Consider the following 24,589-nt stretch of genomic DNA (forward strand, 5'->3'; position numbering starts at 1 on the left):
GCGTGCCTGCGGCTCCAGCTGATTTCCCTAGATGGCAGGCAGTCAACACGCCCTGGAAGATCCCTTCCCCATCCTCAGCGCCGCTGGCCTCGCTGCGGTCAATCGCTGTCTGGGAGGACCGGGCGCCGCAGAAGGAGGCCTATTTCCGTGCGTTTATGCATGACATTTTCATAGCCTTGAAGCTGCAGTAGAAGGACTGCAAACTCGTCGCTTTGCCTGCTTCCGGAGCCTCCTGAATTCCGGTCCTTCATGCTTCCCCGCTGGGCGGCGGATGCACATCTCCCGTTGCCAAGCTTCAACCGGTAATGACTGACTGACTGGCCTGGATCGAATGTCGCGCCAAGGTGACCCCGAGTCAGGTGCTGGGACTGCGGATGTGGTGAGATGAGTCCCGGATCAGGTGACGACGATGCGGGTTCGTGCGAGGTTCTCGACCCTGGCCCAGAGGCTGTCGGGATTTCCCTTGCCCTGGGCTGTGACACGGGCGGTGACGAAGTAGGTTCCAGGTTCGTTGAAGCGGACTGTGCGGGTGAGGCCGAACTGTTCCGCTGGTGGGACGGTGTCTTCTGCGTCGAAGGTGCCGTCGCCGTCAAGATCCCACTCAATGGCGACGATTTCTCCTGCTCGGGGAGGGGTGTCGGCGGTCAGCCGCAGGATCACTGCATCACCCGGGGATACCTCCGCACGGATCCGGCTGTTCGCGGTGAGTATCGCGACAGGTTGGACGCCGCAGCGTTCGGCAGCCGTGTCCGGCACAATTACTTGTCCGTCTGCGACCTGATAGGAGGTGCTGGCCGCTGGTGCTTCACCGTTTTCGACCCAGGCGACGAGCTGACGAAGCGCTTCGTGGAGGGCACCAATGTAAGGGACGGAGCGGGTTGGGTGTTCTTCTTCCTTTCCACTGTCTCCATGGAGGCCATGGTCGATGTACCAGAGCCGGAACCGGTCATCGATCTGGTCACCCAGGTGTTCGCGGACTTTGGTGGCGTACCAGTCGGCCTGCCAAGGAAAGGCTTCCCGGTCCAGGAGGCAGGCCACGACGATCATCTTGCCCTCGAACTTCCCTGTCTGGAGCACGCCCGATGCGCCCCGCGTGAGAATCGGTCCGACGAGGTACGGGCGCTGAGGGAACTTGGGGGAACCGTCCGGGTTCCGGTACTGGTCCCACACCACGTATTCGGCGGCCGGGACCTGGTGGCGGTGGTAGGTCTGTGCTGCGAGGAAATTGCTGTTGTCGATGGTGACGGTGTCGCCGGCTTGAAGGGCCTCCAGCGGCCGCCCTGCCTCGGGAGTGTCGATGGTTGCTAGGTCGCCCGTCACGTTGCTGAGGGCGATCCGGACACCTGCCGCCGCGCCGGAGGTAACGGACAGTTCGGCATTTTCGCTATTGATGGGGGCGCTGAAGGACAGGCGCACTGCAATAATTTGATCCAGGCGTCCCGCCGCACCCCGGAAAGCCTGGTCGACGCCGCCTCGGGGTCCATGGGTTGTTTGATCCGCCGCCCCCCGGATCAGTTCGGCGACTTCGACATTCCACTGCAGCCGGTCCCGGTGGATCGATGCATCCGGGTCGGCACCAAGGTAGCCCGCCTCGGTCCAGAATTTGTTGAAATAGTCCGGATCGATGGCTGCCAGGCCGCCGTACAGGGCGCTGAAGGCGTGCGAGCCCATGGTGCGGTAGCCAAACCATGACCGCGGGGGGAATCCCATCCTTGTGGCCTCGATAAGAGCATTCTGTTCCTCAGGGCTCAAGTGGGGGAAGGGGTCACCGCCGCCCCCCGCGTCGTAGGCATCGTCAATGATGTCGAACTTTTCACGAAGGACGCGTTGGGCGTGCATCCGGACGGCGAACACGTTGGGGATGGCCATGGGGCTGCCGATGACGTAGGGGACGAAACCGTCCCAGACGCCGGTGGTGTTTTCCGCGCCGCCGATCGTGCGGAACCCGCCGCCGCTGCCGCCGTAGGCATAACCGAATGGCCGGTGGTCGCCGTAGATTCCTACGGCAACCTCCCGGGAGTAGTCGGCCGCAGCGGCGTTTGCCCGGAAAGCATAGATTGTCGGGTCAGCGCCCGGAGCGGCGAAGCCCGGGCCGCCACCGTTGGTCTCGACAAAGTAGGCACCGCTGGCGAAGGAAAAACCAATCTTGTCCTCCCGGCCTGCCGAAGATTGACCCAGATGCTCGCTGTCGGGAACCGGGGTGATGTGCTGGAAAAAGCGGCCTTCATAGTCCTCTGCAGGCGGGAAGTAGACCGAAAATCTCGTTTCTGTTCCCTCGAAGCCGCCGTGGACGTAGCGGTGCCGGACCGGGACGTCGCGCCACTCGTCGATATCCACATAAGGGGAATCAAAATTCAATGACGTGAGTGGCGCCTCAGCTTGGGTTTGCTCCATTGCCATTAATTCCTTCGTATATGGGCCAGCTCAGCCTGCCACCGGTACAGTGCTTTCCGCGGGTCACCCCCGCTCAACTTCGACGTCTGGGAGCGGCGCAGAAAGCCTAAATTAGTAATGCGTTGCGATTTTGATGTTAGCATTTTCTGGCTGCAATCGCTTTCCTGTCCCACGGGCACCGTTATACATGCGACGTCGGCCGACACTGCCCGCCATAAGCGGGAAGTTGTCGAAGGCCGCGCCCGAATTGCCCGGACGCCGTATCTCGAAGAACTTCCGATGCGACTTCTTCCCCCGGCACCTGTTCGTCAACGCCCGGCGAATTCTCTCAAGAAGTCGCTGGACACGACATGGGCGCGTGATGACACGGGAAGCGCTCCTGGCGGAACTGTCGTTCAGTCTCGACACGCGATTTTCGTTTGACATGGGACACCTAAATTGGCGACACCGCGGGTCTCAGGTAGATGTTCAGATCCTTCACAATCATGCGCCGGGTCTGTGCCCCCTCCATGGCGAGCCAGAGGACCGCTCCGTCCTCCGACACGCACTCCACAAGGCCGTGGTCTACCAGCAGGTTTCGACGATAAACGGCCACGAGCTGGCCGCGCAGCCGGGTCCAATCATCAGCGGGGCGCCAGCCGGAAGAGCCCTCCTCCCGGACCGGTGGCTGGCCGGGATGTGTGCTACCGACTCCATACGCAGGGTAGATTTTGAACTTCCAATCGCGATGCTAGTTTGGTGGATGCGAAACTGACGAATCTACGTGAGGACCCTTGATGGCGACCACATCGACGAAGCGACGCGGACCGTACGCCAAGACCGCCGCGCTGCAGGTTAAGATCCTTGAGACATGCTTGGAACTCTTCGGAGAGACCGGATTTCACAACCTGACGATGGCTGATGTGGCGCAGCGGGCGGGGATCAGCCACACCGGGCTGCTTCACCACTTCCCGAGCAAAGAGGTCCTGCTGTCGAGAGTCCTGCAGTTGAAGGACGAGCGAACACGGCAATTCTTTCGGGACCGCGGCGTTGACGTACTGACTTTGCCTGAAGACAGCAGGGAAATTAGGGCACTTCTCCAGGCGGTGGTCGCCAATGACCTCCAGCCGGGGTTGATCGAGTTGAACAGCACCTTGGCCGCAGAGGCAAGCTCGACGGATCACCCGGCGCACGAGTATTACCAGATTCGATACTCGACGGTGATTGGCCTCTACTCTCAAGCGTTTGCCGCTTTGGCGAAACGCGGTGAGCTGAAGACTGATACCGAACCGGGAGACCTGGCAGCCATGTTCGTTGCATTGACCGATGGCCTCCAGATTCAATGGCTGTACGACAGGGACACGGCCAAGCTTGAAAAGCGAGCCAGCCAATTCCTTAGTTCTGTCATATCCGACTTCTAGTCCTTTACAACAGCTTGGAGAAGCCCCCGCGCTGCCGCCCGCCGGCGACATGATCCGCGCCGGACGGCCCAGCGGCTGCCGGGCAGTTAGGGAAGTCAGCACCGTCATAAGGAGCTGGGGACGGATGTCGACCGCGAGCTCCCGGGGCGCCAAGGGCAATAAACGCGCGGGCGGAAAACGACGCGCAACTTGGTGCGAGATCCTGATGTGGGCATGAACTGGTTGCTGCGCACGGAGCTTCCCGCGGGTGTTTTGTTCGGACACAGGAGATGCTCGACCCTGGGACGCTTCCCACGGCGGCGGTACCGGCGCTCCAAGATTCCGGGGTGGCAGATCCCGGCATGGAAGCCAATGTCCGCCGTGGTGACATCACGAAAGCCGGCCTAACCCAGATCTTCATCTCAGGCTGTCAGAACGCTTTCGCGCACAGCTTTGGATAGCGGCCTCGGCTCAGGGATCTCGTCCTGATGCTCCTCTCCGAGCACATCAAAATTAGTGGGTGCTTGCTATTTTCAATGCTAGTCTATCGTTATGCCAAACACCTCCCCAACGGCCGAACCGGCGTCGATCGCACCTGCGGTAGCGGCCGCTGCCCCGGCTCCTGTCGGGCGTGGCACCATCGTGCTGCTCATGACCGCCATTTTCGGAGGCTCCGTGGCCACCATCGTTCCCATGGCCTTCACGCTGGCCCTCCGCCTTGATCAGCTGGCACCGGGAGGAGAAGAACTGCTCGGATATGTTCTTGCCGCAAACGCCATCTCGCAGCTGATCGCCACGCCTTTGACCGGCATCTTGAGCGACCGGACGCGCACTCGGTGGGGCCGACGACGGCCGTACACGGTTGGAGGTTTGGTTTTGGGGATCGCTTCTGTCCCGATCATGATCTACGCCACGACGGTGCCGGCCCTGGCCGCAGGATGGGTTCTCACTTCGCTGGGATTCGGTACGGCGCTGGGATCAGTGGGCAGCTTCCAAGCCGACAGACTGCCTCAACATCAGAGGGGCAAGGTTTCCGGGCTAGCGGGGATGACCATGCAGACAGCGCCTGTTGCTGGTGTACTACTAGCCGGAGCGGTGTCGCAGGATCAGGTGCTTGTCTTCCTTCTGCCGGCCCTCGCGGGTGTGCTTGGACTACTCGCCTTCGTCGTGTTCATCCCGGAGATGGACTCGCGCCATCTGCGACCCCCCAGTCCGCTTTCCACGGGTGCCCTGCTTCGGAGTTTCGGATTCAACCCCCGAAGGTTTCCTGACTTTGCATGGAACTGGCTGGGCCGCTTCATTTTCTTCATCGGAATCTCTTTCACCACCTCGTACACCTCCTTCTTCTACGCCCAGCGCCTGGGCCTTCCGGTGGCCCAGGTAGTGACAGTGGTGGCGACCGTTTCAGGCCTGAGCGTGCTTGGTGCAATGGGCGGTTCCATGACCGGCGGTTGGCTTTCGGACCGGTTCCAACGCCGGCGCCCGTTCATCTTCCTTGGCGCGGCTGTGTACGCTGCAGCCGCTGTAGTGCTCGCCCTGTCGTGGGGCATGCCGATGCTCCTCGTTGGCGGCTTCCTCAATACGTGCGGCATAGCGATGTTCTCAGCAGTGAACCAAGCAATGGTTCTGGACATACTGCCGGACCGTGAGAATCAGGCCGGACGGTTCATGGCCATCACTACGTTTTCCCAGAAAATCCCGAGCGCCCTCGGTCCGGTCGCCGCGCCACTGATCCTGGCCGCAGGTCAACAGGCAAACTACACTTCTCTGTACCTTTCCGCCGCAGGACTTGCACTGGCAGGCGGATTGCTCATCGCGACAAAGGTCCGGGGAGTGCGGTGAAGCTCGCGGAACTGTCCCCCAGCCAGAGCCTGGGCGCGCGGGAACGCCGTGCCAGGATTCCGCACAGGCGGTCAGAAATGGGAGATCAACTCGTCAAGCCTCTCCTTGGCCTCCATACAGCGCTGACCACTCAAGCGGCGGAAGGCTTCCGAAACCTCATCGACGAGGTCGAAGGACGGCTCAACGAGCCACTGCCCCTGCCCGCTGCGTAGCGCGAACCATCGACGCCCTACGGACCTTGGATCGACCTCGGGGCGGGCCAGCCCCGTTGCTTGCCTACGCCCGCTTCGAGCACAAGGTGCTCCCCGAGGCGCGGGAACGGGTTCGAGTCCTGCGGGAAAAGCAGGGCGTCCCCTCGCACGCCACGGGTCCGCCCCTCCGCACCGAGCGGCCTGCGGACAAGGGCCTTGGCATGGAGTGACCCGTCCAATCCCTGTTTACCTTCATCCCTTTTCGAGAAAGTACACACGCATGCTACGCCCCCAAGACACCACAACCCGAGAACGCAAGAACCTTGATGGCGTGTGGGACTTCAAGATCGATCACGACGGAGTCGGCTACACCGATGCATGGTTCGCCGGAGCGCTGCCGGGAGCGCGCCAGATGGCCGTTCCCGGGTCCTTCAACGAGCTGGTAACTACCGCTAAGGAGCGCGAGTTTTTCGGGGACCTCTGGTACAGCACCATGGTCCGCATTCCCCGTGGCTGGGACGGTCAGCGGATCACCCTGTACGTGGAATCAGCCACCCACCGGGCAACCGCATGGGTGGACGGGACAAAGGTCGGTTCCCATGAGGGAGGCTACCTGCCCTTTGAGCTGGACCTGACTGATCACGTCTTGGCAGGGCAGGAGGTCAGGCTGACGCTGGCCGTCAACAACACGCTTTCGTTCCAGTCAATTCCGCCGGGCGTGATTGAAGACAACTGGAAGGGCCGCCAACAGCGATATTTTCACGATTTCTACAACTACTCCGGGATCCACCGCTCCGTTTGGCTGGTCGCCAGTCCCGTGGAGCGGATCGAGGACGTCACCGTCGTTACCGGCCTCGACGGTGACAAGGGCATCGTAACTGTCCGGACTGAAGCGCCTGCCGGTGTCGTGGTCCGTCACCTGCTCGCCGACGCGGAGGGCCAGGAAGTTGGGCGCGCGGACGGGGCTAAAGCCACCCTCTTCGTTCCGGACGTGCACCCCTGGGGCCCTGGTGACGGATATTTGTACCGGCTCACTGTGCAACTTGTCCTCGAGGGCAGTGTGGTCGACGAGTACGTGGTCAAAGTTGGGATCCGGACTGTCGAAGTGCGCGGAACCGAATTCCTTATCAATGGCAAGCCGTTTTACTTCACCGGCTACGGCATGCACGAGGACCACGCCATTGTGGGCAAGCAGCACAACAACGCCCTCATGATGCGCGACGTGGCATGCCTGGAGTGGTCGGGCGCGAACTCGATGCGCAGCTCGCACTACCCCTACAGCGAAGACTTCATGGACTACGCAGACAGCGTCGGCTTGGTGGTCATCGACGAGACGCCAGCCGTTGGACTGAACATGAGCATCGGCGGAGGCATCTTCGGAACCCAGGGCTACACGACCTACTCGCCCGAGACGGTCAACGATGTAACCCAGGCGAACCACGCCGCCGTTATCCGGGACATGATCGCCCGGGACAAGAACCATCCAAGCGTCGTCCTCTGGTCCATTGCCAACGAGCCGGAGTCAGAGACCGAAGCCGGGGAGCGCTATTTCGAGCCGCTGTTCGCCGAGGCACGCGGCGCGGACCCGACGCGCCCGGTCGGCTTCGTCAACATGATGGTCGCAACCCACGGCAAGTGCAGAGTCTCGCAGTTTGCCGACGTGATCATGCTTAACCGCTACTACGGCTGGTACGTCTTCGCCGGCGATCTTGAAATGGCAGAAAAAGCGTGGCGCAAGGAACTGAACGACTGGGCCACCGACGGCAAGCCGATCATCATCACCGAATACGGCACTGACTCGGTCCCCGGCATGCACCAGATGGTGTCGCAGCCGTGGAGCGAGGAATACCAGATCGAGTTCCTTCAAATGACCAGCAAGGTGTTTGACGGCATTGACGCCGTAGTAGGGGAGCAGGTCTGGAACCTGGCCGATTTTGCCACTACCAGCGGCATCACCCGTGTGGGAGGAAACAGGAAGGGGGCCTTCACACGTGACCGCGAACCGAAAGCTGCAGCTCATTGGCTGCGTAGCCGGTGGAAGCGGCTCCGCGAATAGCAGAAGGCCAAAAGCATCTTTCAGCCGGCCCTTTCGTTGACTGGCACAGTCCCTTAAGAGAGGCTGCTTGCAGAGATGCAGCATCGGAGCGGGAACCACTTCGACCGCATGTCATGAACCTGAACTGTGAGGTGGTTCCTGCGGAGCCAGAAGCACTGTGGTCTTGCGTCAGAACTCCAACACCAGCCCGAGAATAGGGAGCAACCCGCATGGTTGGGCCGCGACGGCCAAGACTGCCATTTGCGATAATTCCAGCCGCGCAGGCGTCAGTCTGTCCACCGGGTCACGGGCATTGGCAAGCTCGGGAGGGTGACCAACAAACGCTGAAGTTGGTGGACGATCCCCCGCAGGATCGGCCCAATCCCTTCGCCCAGGCGCTACGTCCCTCCGGTGGGGCCTAAAGGCGAAATGACTGCCCAGGTTGAGCGCAGCCACTAGCATATGGGCTCGCCCCAGGACGGTGAACTGTGGTCATCGCCGCCGATTCCCCTCCAGGCACTCCCGGCTCCACCAACTCTCTGAAAAGCGCACAAGGTGGGCGATCTCGCCAGCTCCACTCCCGCTGGAGAACCCGGAAGCGACCGCGAAAAGCTCGGCCCCGGGATGAGAAGAAGAGAAAGGGCAAACGTTAGCAGGGCCGTCTCCTAACGCTTTAAACTGCGGACGCCCCGGTCAGCCCTACAGGGCTGACCGGGGCGTCCGCAGTTTAAGGTGTGTGGTTCAGTTGTCGGTTGTGACCTGGATGGCCAGCACTGGGCAGACGGCTGCTGCCTGGCGGACTTCGGCTTCACGCTCAGGTGACGGTGTCTCGTCCAACAGGACGGCGATGCCGTCCTCGTCGCGCTGGTCAAACACTGTGCCAGCGGCCGTGACGCATTGCCCTGAGGCTACACATTTGTCCTGTTCCAGAATGACTTTCAGCATTGGGTCTCCTTCTTGTGGGTGTTGTGCTGGGGTTTGTTGTGGCTACCAGGTGACCGGAAGCTCATAAACCCCGTAGACGGAGCCATCGTGCTTAAAGGGCACCTTGTCGAGGGTGGTGGCCAGGCGGAGGGTCGGAATTCTCCGGAAAAGCGTGCCGTAGGCGACTTGAAGCTCCATCCGGGCCAGGGGTTGTCCAAGGCACTGGTGGACTCCGAAGCCGAAGGCAACGTGGTGGCGGGCGTCGCGGCCAAGGTCCAGGGCGTCCGGCTTGGGGAAGGCTTCAGGGTCGCGGTTGCCCAGGTCAGTGGCCATGATGACCCCTTCACCGGCACGGATCGTATGCCCGGAAATCTCGATGTCTTCCAGAGCGACACGTTTGCGCCCATCGTGAGTGATGGTGAGGTAGCGCAGTAGCTCTTCAACTGCCGAGACGACGAGCTTTGGATCTTCCTCCTCCTGGAGCCGCTTGAGCTGGTCTGGGTGTTCCAGCAGGGCCAGTGTTCCGAGCGCGATCATGTTGGCGGTTGTCTCGTGTCCGGCAACCAGAAGCAGGACACCCATCATGGCGGCGTCGTGGCTGCTGAGCTCGTTCTTCTGTGTGCGCTGAGCGAGGTCTGAGAAAATGTCCTCGGCGGGCTGGTTTTTCTTAGTTTCCAGCAGACCGTGCAGGTACCCGACAAGTTCCTCCACTGCTTGCCTGCGTTGCTGGGGGCTTGCCTGGCGATTGATAAGGGCGTTGCTGTTGCGTTGGAAAAAGCTGTGGTCGGCGTAGGGGACACCCAGCAGCTCGCAGATGACAAGGGAGGGCATGGGGAGTGCGAACGCTTGGACAAGGTCGACGGGACCATCGGTCGCGAGCATGTCCTCGATCAGCTGGTCCACGATCTCCTGTACGCGCGGACGCATAGCTTCGACGCGCTTGACCATGAAGGGCGCTGTGACCATTCTGCGCAGGCGCGCGTGTTCTGGGTCGTCCATCAGGATGAAGCTGAACGGGGAGCTGGTGCTGCCGCTGTTGGCCGGGATGGGGTAGCCGGGGCGGGTGACGTCGGCGCTGATGCGCGGGTCGCTAAGGAGGGCGCGCTGCTCGGCATATCGGGTCACAAACCAGGGGGTGCTGCCGTCGGAGAGTTCGACGCGCGTCAGCGGGCCGGCGTCCTGGGCCGCGCTTCCCGCGGGGGGTGGGTCGAAGGGGCAACGCGATTCGCGGGTCATAGGGAACGTCGAGATTAGCTCGGTACGTTCCGCAGCGGGCCGGGAAGTGGTGTTTTGGCTCAAAATAAAGCTCCTATCAAACTTGATGTTTAGAGGGCGGGGGCCATGGTTGTTTGGAGTTCTGCCCTCCTCAGACGGGTTTGTTTTGGCATCCCCCACCCGATAACGCCGATGGGGCGTTCCTGATCCGGGCCGAGGGCTACCGCGACGAAGCGGCCGGTGGCGGGGTCGCCATCGGTGATTCTCAGGCGTGCGTTGGGCGGAATGGAGCCGTGGACCTGGATCCTGACGTTGTGCTGGTCAGTCCAGAAATAGGGAATCGGCGCGTAGGCTTCACCGGCACCCAGGATGTCGGCCGCGACAGCAAGCGCCTGTTCTGCGGCATTGGTCCGGTTTTCCAAACGGACGCTGCCGAGCTGTGGGTGGTCCCAACGCGCGGCGTCGCCGGCTGCCCAGATGCCTGGGGCAGCGCGGCAGAACGAGTCGCAGACGATGCCGTCGTCGAGTTGAAGTCCACTGTGGGCGAGCCAGTCCACTGCCGGGCGTGAACCGATCGCGACGACCACGTCGTCGGCGGACAGAACCTCGCCGCTGTCGAGCGTAACGTGCGCGCCGGTCCGCCCTTGACGGACTCCCGTGATACGCCGGCCACCGATGAGCCGGACACCTGCCTTTTCATGCAGTTCGGCCAGCATCGCTGACGCGGAGTCACCCAACTGGGCCGCCATGGGAGTCGGGGCGGCCCCGACAAGGGTGACGTCCACGCCCAGAACAGCCGCGGTTGCGGCGATCTCAGATCCAAGAACGCCGTTGCCGACGACAACGAGGCGCCGGTCCGTCCGGAGCCGGGCCTTAAGGCGCAAGGCGTCGTCGACGGTGCGCACCACGTGTGCATTCTCAAGCGATTCCTGACCCGGAAGATACCGCGGAGTGACGCCGGGGGCCAGGACAATCGCGTCGGCGCTCAGGACCCGACCTGTGGAGGTGCGGACGGATCGGGCACCGGTTTCGAGGTGTTCGGCACGGTCACCGAGGACCCATTCCGCGTCCAGCCCGTCGAGGGCCTCACGGGAGCGAAGGGTTGTTTTGGAGGGCTCCCATTGGCCCGAAAGCACCTGTTTGGACAGCGGTGGTCGGTCGTAGGGGTCGCGCGACTCGGCGTCGAGCAGGGTCAGGCGTCCGCGGTGTCCTCCGCGGCGCAGGGCTTCGGCCGTGGAGAGCCCGGCCGCGGAGGCACCGACAATCAGTACGTCCTGGTCAATTTCAAACATTGGTCACCTTTCCGTTTCGGGTGCCGGCGGGTGTCGGAGTCCTTGGTCATCCGCCGTTGGACTGTCGTATCCCTTTTGCCAGGGCATCGAATGAGTAGAGGAACCCCCCGTCGCTTCCGCTGACGGTGGCGTAGGCCTCGGTGGTGCCGGGTTTGATGGCGACGTTGGTGGCCGAGCTGAGTCCTGCAGTGCTTTTCACCGGGAAGGTGACGGTTTGGAGGAGTTGGCCGTTGGGGTCGTAAATGAGGATTTCGGGACTGTTGTGCACGCCGACGTACAGGTGGCCTTCCGCGTCGACGGCGATGGAGTCCACTTGGGCCTGTCCCACGGAGGCGTAGATGGCCGGGTGGGCGGTGGCAATGGACTTGCCATCCCGGGACAGCGTGAGGTGGTCGATGCGGTTGCCGGTATTGAGGCTTACCCATAGTGCGGAGTTGTCCGCGGAAAAAGCGATGCCGTTGGGCGATTCCAGCCCATAGGCCAGGGCTTTGGCTTCGACGGTTGTACCATCGACCCGGATGATCCGCCCGGAAGCGTCCCAATACGGTGCTCGTGCTCCCGCAGCGTCGGTGATGTAGAGGTCGCCTGCCGCGTCGAAGGAGATGTCGTCGGGCTGCATGGGGGTTCCGTCAACGGGACCGGCGAAGACTTCCTGCACGTCCTGGCCGTCCGCGGTCATGCTCCGGACCGCGCCACCGCGGAAGTCAGTGACATAGAGCCGCCCGTTTTGCGGGTGGAACTGGGCTGAGGTGAGTGCACTGGTGTCATCTGTGTAGACGGTGCTGACGCTTTTCTTGTCTGTATCGACCCGCAGCACCTTCCCGGCCCCCGGAGGTGCGGTGACGTCCACGAGGTAGAGGTTCCCGTCCGGTCCGAAGGTCGGTCCCTCGAGCAGGGTCATTCCCGCTGCCTGGTGGACGGACGTGACCTGCACGACGCGTTCAGCCATCTGGATGCGGCCCCCGACCTGCGCCCCGTCCTTGGAAACTGCGGCTTTCATCGACGGGGCAGCAGTCCCGCAACCGGCGAGTAGAAGCGCGGCGGTGAAGGCGGCTGCGGGGGCGATGGTGCGCCGTGGTGGCACGAGGCACTTCATCGCCCGGCTCCTGCCTTTTCGCGGAGGGCCTCGTCCAGGCCGAGCGAGAGGACGTCGGCCAGATCGCCTTCCCGCCATTCGCGGAGGAGCCGGTGGAACGTTACGGGGCCGGGACTGTAGGAGGCGCCTGCGATTGAACGGGTTCCTTCACCGTTGTAATAGCCAGGGGTGCATTCGGCCTGGAAGGCCCGGTTGTCGATGGCGGTTTCATGGACCGTACGGACCCATTGTTGCTCGGCCTCTGCGGTGGGCTCGATGAACGGCGCGCCGGCCGCGCGGCCACGCCCGATGACGGCTGCGATGTGTTCGGCCTGTTCCAGGAGGATGTGCGCGAAGTTGACCGAGTTGGCGTTCTGGATTCCGCTGAGGTGGAACAGGTTGGGGAACCCGTGGGAGGAGAACCCGTGCAGGGTGCGGGGGCCGTGTCCCCAGGCTTCGAGCAGGGTTTGGCCATTGCGGCCTGTGACCGGCAGGGTGCCGGACATGACACCGGAAATGCCGACCTCGAATCCGGTGGCGAAGATAACGCAGTCGACTTCGTATTCCGTGTTGCCCACGACGACAGAGGTTTCGGTCATGCGGGTGATGCCGCCGGTGTCCGCGGTGTCGACGAGCGTGACGTTGGACCGGTTGAAGGTTTGCAGGTAGGTGTCGCTGAAGCCGGGGCGTTTGCACATGTAGCGGTACCAGGGCTTAAGGGCTTCGGCGGTTGCAGCGTCCTCAACGATCTCGTCGACGCGCGCGCGGAGCCGGTTCATGGTGCGGAAGTCGTCGATCTCGTCGAGCCGTTCCTGTTCTTCGGGCGGGAGGGTGGTGTCCACGGCACCGGAGAGGATTTTGCGCTGGAGGTTGGTGGTGGCGGTCCAGCCGTCCTGGACCAGGCTTTCGGTAACGGGTTCGCCGGCGAGGACGGCGAGGAAGTTCTCCATTCTTTCCCGCTGCCATCCGGGTTTCAGGCTGGCAGCCCATTGCGGGTCGGTGGGGCGGTTGTCCCGGACGTCGACGGTGGAGGGGGTTCGTTGGAAGACGGTCAGTTCCTGTGCGTCGGCGCCGACGTGGGGGACTACCTGCAGTCCTGTGGCACCGGTTCCGACGACGGCGACCCGTTTGTCCGCGAGGCCGGTAAGGCCGCCGTCGGGGGTTCCGCCTGTGTAGGTGTAGTCCCAGCGGCTGGTGTGGAAGGTGTGGCCGCGGAAGGTTTCGATGCCGGGGATGCCGGGCAGTTTCGGCTGGGTCAGGGTTCCGGAGGAGGTGACGACGAACCGGGCGCGGAACCGGTCTGCGCGGTCGGTTTCAACGATCCATTCGTTTGCCTCGTCGTCCCAGTCGAGCCGGGTGGCGCGGGTTTGGAAGAGGGCGTCCTGGTAGAGGTCGAAGCGCTTGGCGATGGCGATGGCGTGCTGGCGTATTTCTTCGCCGGGGGCGTAGCGCCATTTCGGGACGTAGCCAACCTCTTCAAGGAGCGGGAGGTAGACGTAGGATTCGATGTCGCAGTGGATGCCGGGGTAGCGGTTCCAGTACCAGGTGCCGCCGACGTCGCCTGCTTCGTCCATGAGGCGGACGGAGTCCACGCCCTGTTCGCGTAGACGGGAGGCAGTGAGCAGACCGCCGAAACCTGCGCCGATGACCAGGGCCTCAACCCGGTCGGTTTTGGGCTCGCGTTCGGTACGCGGGGTGTACGGATCTTTGGCGTAGTAGCCGAACTCGCCGGCCGCACGGCGGTACTGCCGTGCCCCGTCGGGGTGGATGCGCCGGTCGCGCTCGTGCCGGTACTTTGCACGCAAGGCATCGACATCGACGCCCTCGGCGGAACCGGGCGAAATTGGGCGGTGATCAGAAGTCATGATGATTTGTTCCTGTAGAGGTAATAAGTTCTTGGTGGCTGTTCGTGGGACTTGTAGTCGGTTACTGGACGGACCAGCCGCCGTCGGAAGCGAGGACGATGCCGTTGATGTTTGCCGAGTCATCGCTGAGGAGCCAGGTGATGGAGGCTGCCATCCTCTCGGCGTCCACGACGGGCGGGATGAGGGCCATGAAAGGGCTGAGGCGTTCACGGGCGAAGGGGGAGGACATCGTCCCTTCGATCCCGGTGGCGGTGGGCCCGGGGGCGACCGCGTTGGTGCGGATGCCGGAAGGTCCGTAGAAGAATGCGGAGCTTTTAGTGATGCCGACGACGGCGTGTTTGGACGCGGTGTAGGCGGTACCGGCGGCGTTGCCACGGAGGGACGCTTCGGAGGCGACGTTGACGATTGACCCGTGGCCTTGGGCGAGCATGGCGGGGATCACGGCGCGGCTGAGGGCGAAGGTGCCGTCCACGTTGACGGAGAAGACCCGGCGCCAGAGTTCGTCCTCTGTTTCGTGCAGGGGCGTCATGCCGTCCATGATTCCGGCGACGTTGGCCAGACCATCGACGCGTCCGCCGATGGCAGAGAGGATGGCCTCACGTCCTTCGACGGAGGTGATATCGGCCGGCACCGGGACAACGGTTTCTTTCGGGGAGGCGGCCTTGAGGTCCTGCAGGCGGGCGGACGCTATGTCAACGGCAATGACGCGGCCGCCCTCGGCGATGATGCGGCGTGCCGTTGCCCGGCCGATGCCTGAACCTGCGCCCGTGACGATGACCGTTTTGCCGGCAAAGCGGCCGTTTGCTGCCGGGGCAGGGGTTTCTTCTGTCTCCTCTGTCGGGATGATGCCGTCGTTCGCTTCCTTCACGAGGGCGTCCACGAGGTCCTGGGGAAATCGTCCCTGCCCGAGTTCGACCAGGGCGCGGAGGCTGAGTTGGCGGGCGGGGCGCAGATCTTCCTCGGTCTGCCCTCCACGGGCGAGTACGCCGCGGAGGATCGCTCCGCCGACGTGGTCGTCGAGCCATTCCTGGATGGTGTTTTTGGAGGTGAGGGGGGTTGTGCCCATGGTGTTTGGCTCCTTTGGTGGTGGTTTTATGTACTTCAGCTTCGCGGTTTCCGGGCTGGCTGTCGTCCGGCAGGGGTTGGAGTTGCCGTCTACTGCATCGGGAGTAGTTACCGGGCCGGGAGGACGCCTTCGGGAAGGGCGGGTTCCTCGTCAAGCACGGGCTTTGGCTTGGGGATGAGGGCGGCCAGGACCGCGCACAGGATGGCCGCGGCAAGCCCAAAGAGAAGGGCGAGTTCGAAGCCCGACTCGGAGGGAACCGAGCCCATTGCAGTTTTGTTCGCGGAGTTCGCCAAGACTGCAGCGATCACGGCTGCGGCGATGCTGGTCCCGAGTGCGCGCATTAGGGTGTTCAGGCCGTTTGCGGCACCGGTCTCATGGATGGGCACTGCCTGCATGATGAGGGTGGGCATGGCTGCGTAGCCGAGGCCGATGCCGACACCGATGACGGTGTTGATACTGAGGACCAGCCACATGTTCAGGTCAAGCAGGACGGCGGCGAGGTAGGCGGCCGAGATGATAACGGACCCGGTGACCAGCAGTGGTTTTGGTCCGACGCGCCGCTCGAGGCGGCCGGCGACGGGGGACATCGCGAGCATGGCGAGGCCGGACGGCATGAGAATCAGGCTCGCGTTGAGCAGTGTCAGACCGAGTCCCCCGGCCGCTTCGGGCATCTGGAGTAACTGGGGGAAGACGATGCTGGAGGAGAACAGGGCGAAGCCCATCGCGATCGATGCGAGGTTGGTCATCAGTACTGGCCCGCGGGCGCTGACTCGCAGATCAACAAGGGGGTTGGTTTGGCGCAGCTCGTACCATCCCCACGCGATAAGCCCGATGACGCCGACACTCAGCCAGGTCAGGGTGGGCGCGCTGGTCCAGCCCCACTCGTTGCCCCGTGACACGGCGAGCAGCAGCCCGGCAAGTCCCATGGCGAGTCCGATCGCGCCGACGACATCGAAGCGGCCGCGAAGGTTGCCGTTGCCTGCACGGACGACCAGAAGGTAGGCGGTCAGGGCAAGTGCTCCCAGGCAGGCTGCGACCCAAAAGAGTACGTGCCAGTCGAAGTGTTCCGTTACCAGTGCACTGATGGGGAGTCCCAGGGCCCCGCCGACCCCTAGGGTTGCGCTCACCAGTGCGATCGCCGAACCGAGGCGCTCCTTAGGCACGGTATCCCGGAGGATTGAGATACCCAGCGGGATCACGCCCATTCCCGTGCCCTGCAGGCCGCGGCCGATGATCAGCGGGACAACGGTGGGGGAGAGTGCTGAGATGACGGAGCCGGTGATGAGCAGGGAGAGCAGCATGACGGCGACGCGGCGTTTGCCGTACATGTCACCAAGTTTTCCTGATACAGGGGTGCAGATGGCGGACACCAGGAGCGTGACTGTGATGACCCAGGCAGTGTCATCCCGACTGGCGTTGAGCAGTTCGGGAAGCTTCGCCTGAATGGGAATAAGGATGGTCTGCATGAACGAAGCACTCATGCCCGCGAACGCCAGCACAGCGATGACAAGATTCGGCCGTGCAGCCTTACGGACGGCTGGCGGTGCGGTGGTAGCTGTGGCCATGGGGCTCCCTAACCGGTGACGAATGGGTGAGATGAAGGCTCTATAGTGATACTGCGTCTCACACTCTATACTAGGTCCGTGAAGATGGGAATACGGGACAGGACCCGGGAGCTGGTCAAAGCAGAACTGGCCGAGGCCATACTCGCGGTGTTCATCGAACGCGGGTACGCGGCAGTGACGGTTGATGACGCCGCCCGGGCAGCCGGGATCTCCCGGGCCACGTTCTTCCGTTACTTCGGTAGCAAAGAGGACGTCGTCGTCGCTTCCGTCGAAAGCGCCAAGATTGACTATTTGGCAGGCATCAACGCGATGCCGGCCGGGCAGCACTCCAGCGGCTGGGGACTATTACGCGCCGCGATCGAACCCGTCGTGCAGGCTGCCACTGAAGAGCCCGAAAGCCTGCGTGCTAGGCTGCGGCTCATTGCCACTGAACCCGCTCTGAAAGCGCGGCTTCGCGAGCGACGGGCGGCGAACACGGACGCGCTTACTGCTGCCCTTTCAAAACACATGGACGATGGCCTCTCGGCCCGCGTGCTGGCCACTGCCGGCCTCGCCGCCGTCGATATCGCCTGGGAGGAATGGACGCCCCGGGAGGATGGCGACTTCCGCGCGATCGTCAATAGCATTTTCGAGCGTCTCGAAACCGCGGGCAAGGACCATCGAAGGCGCTAAACGGGCTGGAGCAAACCCTCACGGACTGTCCTGGGCGCCGCTGGCCTGTATGGCTGTTCGCTTGGCATGGTCGGTGGCTGCCGGACCAGCAGAGTCGCGGAGTATAGGCCTGACCGGAAACCAAGAGCATGGCCAATGACATCGCCATCCACCTGAACGGGTTGCGGCGAATCGGTGCGCATCTCTATCCGCGAGCCCTGAAGGGCTGGCATGAAAGGAGTGGATTGGTGCGTGCCGGAGCGGACAGCCCAGGCAAGCCTTGCCCAGTGAGATAGCTTGCGGGGCAGGAGTACTACGGCGTTCAGCATTTCATCATGAGGATCAGCGTCCGGCATCAGGCTGACGTCCCTTGTAAGCAGCCCACAGTTCCCAAGGATCACACCGTGGGAAGACTCTGTCAGCACAAGTTCGCCGTCCACCCTGACCGTCGTCGTAGCCATCGGCCGGCCGAGCGACCGGATGCCGGAATAAAGGTAGGCCGCCTGACCCATACGGCGCTTCATCTTTTCACTTGCGCCTTGCATGGTTGCCGCGTCGAGTCCTGCACCGGCCATGACCATAAAGGGGTGGCGCTCCAGGTATGAGCCCTGACCGGTTCTGTCTACTTCAAGCCACCCCACGTCCATAGCTTTGTCGTTCCCCTGGCAGACGACGCTGATGGCCGCGCCCCAAGCTGCAGGATTTACCCCGACGTTGCGGGCCAGGAGGTTGCCGGTGCCGGTCGGCAGCAGTGCCATCGGGACGCCGGTTCCCAATAATTCTTCCGCAACCGCTCGGACGGTTCCGTCACCTCCTGCGGCCACCACTACGTCCGTACCTGCGGCCAGAGCTCTTGCGGTTTCCTGCCGTCCACGCGTAGACGCCGTGGTCGGTAACCACCGTGGCCGGCTCCAGCCGTGCCGCAGAAATTCCCGCTCTGCCCACATCTGGAAGTCAGCCATGTCAGTCGGTCGGCGAAACTTCGTTGGGTTGACGACGATCGCAGCCTGGGGCCGTCCGTGGACAGCCGGTTCAGTGCGTTGCTGTGGCCGTAGCTTCAATCGTTGCGGGACGACATCACATTTGTTTGGGTGCATACCAGCATGCTTTCGTGCACGGGGATCCCCGCGCATCGGCTTCCCGGACCGATTCCTGCTACTCCAAATGCTGTAGCTGGGTGAGCAGGCGTTGTATTACCCGCCCGCGGTGACCAGCCCGTTCTGGTAGGCGAAGACGACGAGTTGGGCCCGGTCCCGGGAGTTGGTTTTCATCATGGCCCGGTGAAGGTGCGTTTTGGCCGTGGCCGGACTGATGAAGAGGCGTTCGGCGATCTCTGTGTTGGAAAGCCCTGACCCAACAAGAGCGGTGATTTCCAGCTCCCGTGCAGTGAGTTCATTCAAACCACTCGCGAACGAGTTCGAGTTCACGTGGGGCCTGGCGAGAAACTGGGTGATGAGCGCAGTGGTGGCCACGGGTGACAGGAGCGCTTCGCCGGAGGCTACCGTGCGGATGGCATCGAGGAGGTCGGCGGGATCGACCCCCTTCCCAAGGAAGCCACTTGCTCCGGCTCTGATGGCCTCCACCACGAGTTCGTCGGTCTCAAAGGTGGTTAGAACCAGGATCTTGACGCCGGCGAGGTCTTCGTTTCCGGTGATTCTCCTGGTTGCTTCTATACCGTCCATGTCCGGCATCCGGATGTCCATCAGGACAACGTCGGCGCGTTCACTGAGCGCGTGGTGCACTGCCTCGGCCCCGGTCGAGGCCTCGCCGACAACTTCCATGTCGGGTGCGGATTCGAGGAGCAGTTTGAAGGTCCCCCGCAGGAGGGCCTGGTCATCAACAAGCAGGACGCGGATGGTCATCGGGCATTTCCTTCGGTGGGAGCATGGGTGGCAGGAGGAGCGGCAGGGTGCGCTTCGGCCGGAAAGGATGCCTCGACGTCGAAGCCCCCTGCTTCAGTGGGGCCAGCACGGAATGTCCCGCCTGCCGCCAGCGCGCGTTCGCGCATGCCGATCAGCCCGTGTCCGCCGCCAGCGGCGCGCTGGGTCCGGGGCGCCTGCGAAGGCGCCCCATTTACAACATGGATGGTGAGGCGACGGGGTTTCCAGTCCAGCTCCACGCGAAGAGATCCACCCGGTGAATGCTTCGCTGCATTCGTCATGGCTTCCTGGATGATGCGGTAGGCACCAAGGTCAGCAACGGGGGACAGCGCTTGCTCAGCTCCGTGGCTCACGATTTCGACGGTGTTTCCCACACGCCTGTAGCCTGTCATCAGCGCATCCAGGTCCGCCAGCCCCGGAGTTGGCATCAGGGTTTCATCGCCGCTCTGCCCGCCGCGCCGCGCGGCGTCCCCATCGCTGTCCCGAAGAAGACCGACCGTGGCGCGGACCTCATCAAGTGCTGCTCGCGTATGCCCGCTGATGTTCTTCATGGCGGAAGCGGCGGCCTCAGGATTGGTGTGAATGAGGTAGGCGGCCACCCCTGCCTGCGCATTTACCAGCGTCAGGTTGTGGGCCAGCACGTCATGGAGTTCCCGGGCGATCCTCATGCGTTCTTCGACGACGTTGCGGCGGATCTCTTCCTTCCGCTCGCGCTTCTGGCGGACCGCCCTGAACTGGCGGTGGGCTGCATAGACGCCGGCTGCGGTCGCGACGAGGACGAGATTGACAGTCATCATGTCCGTCGCCAGCAGCGTGAGAGGCTGGAACGCCAAGGCCACCAACAGAAGCACGACGCCCGATGCTACACCGGCTGCCCAACCGACGGCCTGCCGGGAACGCGAGGCGAACGCGTACACGGCAACCATGGTGGCCAGGGGAACGGGCTGGTACGCGGCGACGCTGTTCGGTGTCGGACCGTCGATGGTGTTGTAGGGCAGAACCGCGAGGTGCAGGGTTTCAACGAGCACCGCTGTCAGCAGGACGGCCTTTGGCCAACGTTTGCGCACGGTGAGCGGCAGCCAGGCCAGAAAAGTAAAAACGACCAGCGCTGTACCCGGAAAATTCGGTTGGCCTTGCCGCAGGTAGACGGGCACAAACATGAGGACCAGCAGCAGCGTCGACACGGCCCCACCGCGTAATCGCTCGTTCCTGGCAATGCGGGAGGCAAAGGATACGGGCTCCTCGCCTTCTTTCATAACTGCTCCTCCTGATTGGGTGCCCGGCCCGGGGCTTGTAATCTGTCCCACTGCTCCTATTCTCCCCTTTGTTCTCTTGCATGTGCCTTTGCTCAAGAAGTGTTCCCCGCTGCTTGTTTCATACGGCGGGGAACAATTCAAGGTTGTGCTTGTCGCAGGGAACCGCCGGGTCAGGAGTTCACAAGCCCAGGTTCCCTTTCCACGATTTCCGGTGCCTTATCGAGCGAGTGTCCCTCTATGTCGATATTCGGGATGATTCTGTCCATCCACTTCGGCATCCACCAGGCCGCCTTGCCGAGAAGGGACAGCACAGCCGGCATAAGGATCAGACGAACTACGAAGACGTCCGCCACGACTCCAACCACAAGTCCGAAAGCGATGGACGCTGCAACTGCCATGGTGCTGGACGCGAAGCCGGCGAACACTACGGCCATGATCGTTCCCGCGGCTACGAGCACAGGCGCCGAGCGTGTAAAGCCCTGCACGATTGCTTCCTTTGGGTTCATTCCCTTGGAGTGCATTTCCTGGATCCGGGAAACGAGGAACACCTGATAGTCCATGGCCAGCCCGAAGAGCACACCAACCAGCAGGATCGGAAGCATGCTCAGCATCGGGTCGCCCTGGGGGGCGGCAATAATCGGGTCAAGCCAGCCCCACTGGAACACTGCCACGCTTCCACCAAACGATGCCGCCACGGACAGCAGGAAGCCAAGCGTGGCGACGATCGGAATCAGCAGTGAGCGGAAGATAATGGTCAGGAGCACCAGGGACAGGACAACAATGACGGCAAGATACTGAATCAGTGCCAGGTTGAGTTGGGCGTCTTGGTCAATGTAAATGACCGCCTCGCCTGTCGCGCTCAGCGTGACGCCGGGGGTGTCGTAGTCTTTCCGGATACTGGTGACGAGTTCCTTGGTCAGGTCATCAATCGGTCCCGTCTTAGGTATGACAGTCAGCAAGGCGGCGTTCCCTGAGGCGTTCACCTTGCCAGGAATGACCCGCTGGACACCGGCGAGATTCGCCAGGTCCTGTTCGACGGCCGGTAGTTTCGTATCAACATTGGCTCCCTCGGCCAGGATGACGATAGGGCTTTGGGTACCCCCGAATTCATCCAGAATGAGGTTGTATGCCGCGCGTTCGGTGGAAGCGGGGTCCACTCCTCCGGGCACATTGAACGCAGTCTTTAGGTCCAGCGCGGGCAACGCAACGACGACGAGCATGATGACTCCGGCCACGATGGCCATCAGGGGGCGTTTGACGACCACTTTGGACCAGGAGTTCAGGAAGCTCTTACCCGAGACGGGATCCTTGCTGGTCACCGTGCCTTCAGGGAGCTTACGCTCATGGCGGGGAAGGACGCGGCGTCCCAGCGTTCTCATGACCACGGGCAGCAGTGTCAGGGCAATGAGGACAGCGATGAGAACGGCAAAGGCTGCGGCCATGCCCATTTCCGTGATGAAGCTGATCTTGACGACGCTAAGTCCAACCAGGGCAATGATGACCGTCAGGCCGGCAAAGACAACCGCTGTGCCTGCTGTTCCTGTTGCCCGGGAGACCGCTTCCTGCACTGTTTTTCCGTCACGGAGTTCCGTACGGAACCGGGAGAGAATGAAAAGGCTGTAGTCGATGCCGACCGCCAGTCCCAGCATGGCAGCAAGGATGATGACAGTGTCGCCAACAGGATTAAATGCCCCGTAGGCGAGCACGCCAACAAGGCCGACACCGACGCCGAATGCGGCCAAGAGAAGGTTGAAGCCGGCAGCCACCAAGGACCCGAAGGTCAGCAGCAGGACGACAAACGCCACGAGAACACCGACGATCTCGCCGGGGCCGGGCGCGGGCGCACCCGGATCGACGAGGTTACCCCCAAGCTCGACCCGAAGGTGGTCCGGAGCCTGGTTCTTGAGGTCCAGGGCGGCCTGGTAATCGCCTTCCTTTTCGTCCACGCTGTTCAAGTCGCCGTACGTCAAGGTGGCAACTGCCAGTGACTTGTCCGCGGAAACATACGGTCGGGAGGGATCAAGGGGATCGCTTACCCTCTTGACGCCCGGCAGTTCAGCTGCGCGGTTAATCAAACGATTGATTGCGTCGGCATTGGCAGGGTCTGTGACAGCCTGGCCTTCAGCTGATTGGAACACCAGCTGCAGGGCCTTGGCGGGTTCGCCGCTCCCTGTGGACGGGAACTCCTGTTTGACTCGGTCAAGAGTGCGTGATGCTTCTGTCTCTGAAACCGACTGGGCTGCCGTGCCCGCGCCACCGTTAGCCTTCCCGGCGACCATGGCGCCGGTCAGCACCGCAAAGATCAGTAACCATGCGCCGAGCACGATAAGTCGATGCCGGGAGCAAAGGCGCCCCAGTCGAGAGAGAAAAATAGACATCAGAATGGACCTTTCAAGGAGCGGATGTGCGACTTATCCAGCATCTCCAAAATGGTGCCGCGGATCGTCCGCCATCGGGCTCGAATCCACATACATCAAATGCCGTATCCACGAAGGTGTCAGAGAGCTTCTTGCCGCACGCGTGGCTGTGAAGGTTCGGATGGCCCCCGTAGGACGATTACTTCTGGGCCTACTTCATTACTCGCTAAGCATCTTGTGACCCGCGCCTGTGGTCGTGGATGGTGGAGCGCCGGACCTTCAACGACATCATCGAAACCGGCACGAACTCATATCGGCTCGCACACAGCATCGCCCGGCAAGTGCATCAAGCAACCCATTGAAGCGGCCAGGACGCGGACCATAGACCTTGGCACGTCTAATGCCGGGACACCGCATCGGCCACGGACGCATACCCCTAAGAAACGCTTGCAAAGGAACGGCACGGCCTGGCGTACAGCAGCCGCTGTAGACAAAGCCGAGGCGGGCGGTGGATGCCTCTTTATTTGTATTCCGGAAGCTTAGATAACACCACCGACGAACCACGGGCCAACTGCCCCCGGGCGGTGGCCGGAGAACCTAAGGAGAGCCATGATGAACATGGCCCACAGACCAGGATAATGTCGTTCTTCGTGTCTCAGCTGGGAAACTATTTGCTGATATTGGGACTCTGCACGCTCTTCCTGAGTGCCCGTACCAAAGTCTCCGCAGAGTACTCCAAATTTGGCCTGCAGCGTTCCGTGGAGTTGAAGATTTCGAACGACCGGGATCCAAACCGCGATATCCCGGAACGTTTCTGAAGTCGTGTCGGTCACCCCGCACGGATGCCACGCACTTACATCCTCTTCAATGCTCAGGTCCGTACTACACCAACGGTAGTAGGCCGAAACCACACAACCTGGTGGATGTTTTGCAGCTCAGTAATTGGGACATTTGATCCAGCTTCAACTGGACGCAATCCCCACGAATGACCCGAACGCGTCAGGGGCAAGTCAGTTGATGAAGACTCCCGGCAGAGTTGGAAGGCCCAACAACGGGGTCTAGCAACCTTTGAAGAACAGAACACCCGACAATGCACTCCACGCAGCAACAAGATGCGCTAAACAGATTTGAGAAAATCCATGATTCACAGGTCCCACGAGATCCGCCGCGTGACAACGACCGACGCCTCCAAAGTTGACGATCTTTTAAATACAACAGTGGAAAGACTTATCCCTGACGCCCTCGCCCTCAACCATGGCATCAGGGTGACACGAACCGGACCCGGAGAATATACCGTCGAAACCACCGTCGATGTTGCCTGCGGTCACACCGTGTTTGAACACGATTTGAACGACAGCTATAATCCTGGCGTATCCGAGGGCACTTCATGACCACCGACGGTCAAAAACCTGCCCGGTTTCGACATAGTAGCTGAAATCCAAGGCGCCAACCCCTTCCGACGCTCCTATCGGACATCGGGCCCCCTAAAGGACCAGCCCCAGGCCCGGATCTGGGAGATCCGGGTCGGGCCTCCCGGAGGCTCACTGAACGAAGGCCTCCTGCGCGCGTTATGGAGCTGCGGGAAGTAGAGAATTGACCGAA

18 protein-coding genes and 1 pseudogene are annotated in these 24,589 nt (G+C 62.3%); 7 read left to right on the forward strand and 12 right to left on the reverse strand.

Annotated elements, in window-relative coordinates:
• Positions 1–396: 396 nt before the first annotated feature.
• Complete coding sequence (locus PUN71_RS15570; protein WP_277799143.1) at positions 397–2,394, reverse strand: hypothetical protein; 1,998 nt, start codon at positions 2,392–2,394, stop codon at positions 397–399.
• A 776-nt stretch (positions 2,395–3,170) separates the two neighbouring features.
• On the opposite strand from PUN71_RS15570, the gene PUN71_RS15575 reads away from it, so the two are divergent.
• From PUN71_RS15575 to uidA, 4 genes are all read left to right on the forward strand, one after another.
• Positions 3,171–3,794 carry a TetR/AcrR family transcriptional regulator gene (locus PUN71_RS15575; protein ID WP_277799144.1) on the forward strand — a complete coding sequence of 208 codons (624 nt, stop codon included), beginning with the start codon at positions 3,171–3,173 and terminating at the stop codon, positions 3,792–3,794.
• A gap of 531 nt (positions 3,795–4,325) precedes the next feature.
• Positions 4,326–5,615, forward strand: a complete 1,290-nt coding sequence (locus tag PUN71_RS15580) for an MFS transporter (RefSeq protein WP_277799145.1) — start codon at positions 4,326–4,328, stop codon at positions 5,613–5,615.
• A gap of 77 nt (positions 5,616–5,692) precedes the next feature.
• Positions 5,693–5,827: a hypothetical protein gene (locus tag PUN71_RS15585; RefSeq protein WP_277799146.1), complete on the forward strand. Its 135-nt coding sequence runs from the start codon at positions 5,693–5,695 to the stop codon at positions 5,825–5,827.
• 259 nt (positions 5,828–6,086) lie between these two features.
• Positions 6,087–7,862, forward strand: a complete 1,776-nt coding sequence (gene uidA, locus PUN71_RS15590; RefSeq protein WP_277799148.1) for a beta-glucuronidase — start codon at positions 6,087–6,089, stop codon at positions 7,860–7,862.
• 720 nt (positions 7,863–8,582) lie between these two features.
• Here the strand turns inward: uidA and PUN71_RS15595 are convergent.
• From PUN71_RS15595 to PUN71_RS15625, 7 genes are all read right to left on the reverse strand, one after another.
• Positions 8,583–8,786: a ferredoxin gene (locus PUN71_RS15595; protein ID WP_277799149.1), complete on the reverse strand. Its 204-nt coding sequence runs from the start codon at positions 8,784–8,786 to the stop codon at positions 8,583–8,585.
• Between the two features lie 42 nt (positions 8,787–8,828).
• A complete protein-coding gene (locus PUN71_RS15600) occupies positions 8,829–10,001 on the reverse strand; it encodes a cytochrome P450 (protein WP_277799150.1) in 1,173 nt (390 codons plus the stop codon).
• Between the two features lie 89 nt (positions 10,002–10,090).
• The gene (locus PUN71_RS15605) at positions 10,091–11,272 is read right to left on the reverse strand and encodes an NAD(P)/FAD-dependent oxidoreductase (protein WP_277799151.1); all 1,182 of its coding nucleotides are present in this window, start codon (positions 11,270–11,272) and stop codon (positions 10,091–10,093) included.
• Positions 11,273–11,318: 46 nt separating this feature from the next.
• Complete coding sequence (locus PUN71_RS15610; RefSeq protein WP_277799152.1) at positions 11,319–12,368, reverse strand: SMP-30/gluconolactonase/LRE family protein; 1,050 nt, start codon at positions 12,366–12,368, stop codon at positions 11,319–11,321.
• Positions 12,365–14,212: a flavin-containing monooxygenase gene (locus PUN71_RS15615; RefSeq protein ID WP_277799153.1), complete on the reverse strand. Its 1,848-nt coding sequence runs from the start codon at positions 14,210–14,212 to the stop codon at positions 12,365–12,367. Before PUN71_RS15615 ends, PUN71_RS15610 begins: the two co-directional genes overlap by 4 nt.
• A 61-nt stretch (positions 14,213–14,273) precedes the next feature.
• Positions 14,274–15,278, reverse strand: a complete 1,005-nt coding sequence (locus tag PUN71_RS15620; protein WP_277799154.1) for an SDR family NAD(P)-dependent oxidoreductase — start codon at positions 15,276–15,278, stop codon at positions 14,274–14,276.
• Positions 15,279–15,385: 107 nt separating this feature from the next.
• Positions 15,386–16,843: an MFS transporter gene (locus PUN71_RS15625; protein WP_277799155.1), complete on the reverse strand. Its 1,458-nt coding sequence runs from the start codon at positions 16,841–16,843 to the stop codon at positions 15,386–15,388.
• A gap of 84 nt (positions 16,844–16,927) precedes the next feature.
• Here PUN71_RS15625 and PUN71_RS15630 point away from each other — a divergent pair, with 84 nt between their 5' ends.
• The gene (locus PUN71_RS15630) at positions 16,928–17,515 is read left to right on the forward strand and encodes a TetR family transcriptional regulator (protein ID WP_277799173.1); all 588 of its coding nucleotides are present in this window, start codon (positions 16,928–16,930) and stop codon (positions 17,513–17,515) included.
• On the opposite strand, the gene PUN71_RS15635 is transcribed toward PUN71_RS15630, so the two are convergent.
• The 4 genes from PUN71_RS15635 to PUN71_RS15650 all read right to left on the reverse strand — a co-directional run bounded on the left by PUN71_RS15635 (position 17,512) and on the right by PUN71_RS15650 (position 23,008).
• Positions 17,512–18,627 carry a diacylglycerol/lipid kinase family protein gene (locus PUN71_RS15635; RefSeq protein WP_349361815.1) on the reverse strand — a complete coding sequence of 372 codons (1,116 nt, stop codon included), beginning with the start codon at positions 18,625–18,627 and terminating at the stop codon, positions 17,512–17,514. The two genes, PUN71_RS15630 and PUN71_RS15635, sit on opposite strands and share 4 nt — an antisense overlap.
• Before the next feature lie 60 nt (positions 18,628–18,687).
• Positions 18,688–19,356, reverse strand: coding sequence for a response regulator transcription factor (locus PUN71_RS15640; RefSeq protein ID WP_277799156.1), 669 nt, complete (start codon positions 19,354–19,356; stop codon positions 18,688–18,690).
• Entirely contained in the window at positions 19,353–20,630 is a 1,278-nt protein-coding gene (locus PUN71_RS15645) for a sensor histidine kinase (protein WP_277799157.1), read from the reverse strand. The genes PUN71_RS15640 and PUN71_RS15645 overlap by 4 nt, the downstream gene beginning before the upstream one ends.
• A gap of 170 nt (positions 20,631–20,800) precedes the next feature.
• Positions 20,801–23,008, reverse strand: a complete 2,208-nt coding sequence (locus tag PUN71_RS15650; RefSeq protein ID WP_277799158.1) for an MMPL family transporter — start codon at positions 23,006–23,008, stop codon at positions 20,801–20,803.
• Positions 23,009–23,226: 218 nt separating this feature from the next.
• On the opposite strand from PUN71_RS15650, the pseudogene PUN71_RS23210 reads away from it, so the two are divergent.
• Both PUN71_RS23210 and PUN71_RS15655 read left to right on the forward strand, forming a co-directional pair.
• Positions 23,227–23,349, forward strand: a pseudogene (locus PUN71_RS23210) (IS21-like element helper ATPase IstB); the annotation flags it as partial.
• A gap of 807 nt (positions 23,350–24,156) precedes the next feature.
• Positions 24,157–24,378, forward strand: coding sequence for a hypothetical protein (locus tag PUN71_RS15655; protein ID WP_277799159.1), 222 nt, complete (start codon positions 24,157–24,159; stop codon positions 24,376–24,378).
• The last annotated feature ends 211 nt before the right edge of the window (positions 24,379–24,589 follow it).

The organism is Arthrobacter sp. NQ7 (assembly GCF_029581595.2).
In the GTDB taxonomy this organism is placed as follows: Bacteria; Actinomycetota; Actinomycetes; order Actinomycetales; family Micrococcaceae; genus Arthrobacter; species Arthrobacter phenanthrenivorans_B.

What these genes read in the sequence shown, in the direction of transcription:
- PUN71_RS15570 (WP_277799143.1), bottom strand. Translation starts at nt 2,394, where the DNA reads ATGGAGCAAACCCAAGCTGAGGCGCCACTCACGTCATTGAATTTTGAT.
- PUN71_RS15575 (WP_277799144.1), top strand. Translation starts at nt 3,171, where the DNA reads ATGGCGACCACATCGACGAAGCGACGCGGACCGTACGCCAAGACCGCC.
- PUN71_RS15580 (WP_277799145.1), top strand. Translation starts at nt 4,326, where the DNA reads ATGCCAAACACCTCCCCAACGGCCGAACCGGCGTCGATCGCACCTGCG.
- PUN71_RS15585 (WP_277799146.1), top strand. Translation starts at nt 5,693, where the DNA reads ATGGGAGATCAACTCGTCAAGCCTCTCCTTGGCCTCCATACAGCGCTG.
- uidA (WP_277799148.1), top strand. Translation starts at nt 6,087, where the DNA reads ATGCTACGCCCCCAAGACACCACAACCCGAGAACGCAAGAACCTTGAT.
- PUN71_RS15595 (WP_277799149.1), bottom strand. Translation starts at nt 8,786, where the DNA reads ATGCTGAAAGTCATTCTGGAACAGGACAAATGTGTAGCCTCAGGGCAA.
- PUN71_RS15600 (WP_277799150.1), bottom strand. Translation starts at nt 10,001, where the DNA reads ATGACCCGCGAATCGCGTTGCCCCTTCGACCCACCCCCCGCGGGAAGC.
- PUN71_RS15605 (WP_277799151.1), bottom strand. Translation starts at nt 11,272, where the DNA reads ATGTTTGAAATTGACCAGGACGTACTGATTGTCGGTGCCTCCGCGGCC.
- PUN71_RS15610 (WP_277799152.1), bottom strand. Translation starts at nt 12,368, where the DNA reads ATGAAGTGCCTCGTGCCACCACGGCGCACCATCGCCCCCGCAGCCGCC.
- PUN71_RS15615 (WP_277799153.1), bottom strand. Translation starts at nt 14,212, where the DNA reads ATGACTTCTGATCACCGCCCAATTTCGCCCGGTTCCGCCGAGGGCGTC.
- PUN71_RS15620 (WP_277799154.1), bottom strand. Translation starts at nt 15,278, where the DNA reads ATGGGCACAACCCCCCTCACCTCCAAAAACACCATCCAGGAATGGCTC.
- PUN71_RS15625 (WP_277799155.1), bottom strand. Translation starts at nt 16,843, where the DNA reads ATGGCCACAGCTACCACCGCACCGCCAGCCGTCCGTAAGGCTGCACGG.
- PUN71_RS15630 (WP_277799173.1), top strand. Translation starts at nt 16,928, where the DNA reads ATGGGAATACGGGACAGGACCCGGGAGCTGGTCAAAGCAGAACTGGCC.
- PUN71_RS15635 (WP_349361815.1), bottom strand. Translation starts at nt 18,627, where the DNA reads ATGCGCGGGGATCCCCGTGCACGAAAGCATGCTGGTATGCACCCAAAC.
- PUN71_RS15640 (WP_277799156.1), bottom strand. Translation starts at nt 19,356, where the DNA reads ATGACCATCCGCGTCCTGCTTGTTGATGACCAGGCCCTCCTGCGGGGG.
- PUN71_RS15645 (WP_277799157.1), bottom strand. Translation starts at nt 20,630, where the DNA reads ATGAAAGAAGGCGAGGAGCCCGTATCCTTTGCCTCCCGCATTGCCAGG.
- PUN71_RS15650 (WP_277799158.1), bottom strand. Translation starts at nt 23,008, where the DNA reads ATGTCTATTTTTCTCTCTCGACTGGGGCGCCTTTGCTCCCGGCATCGA.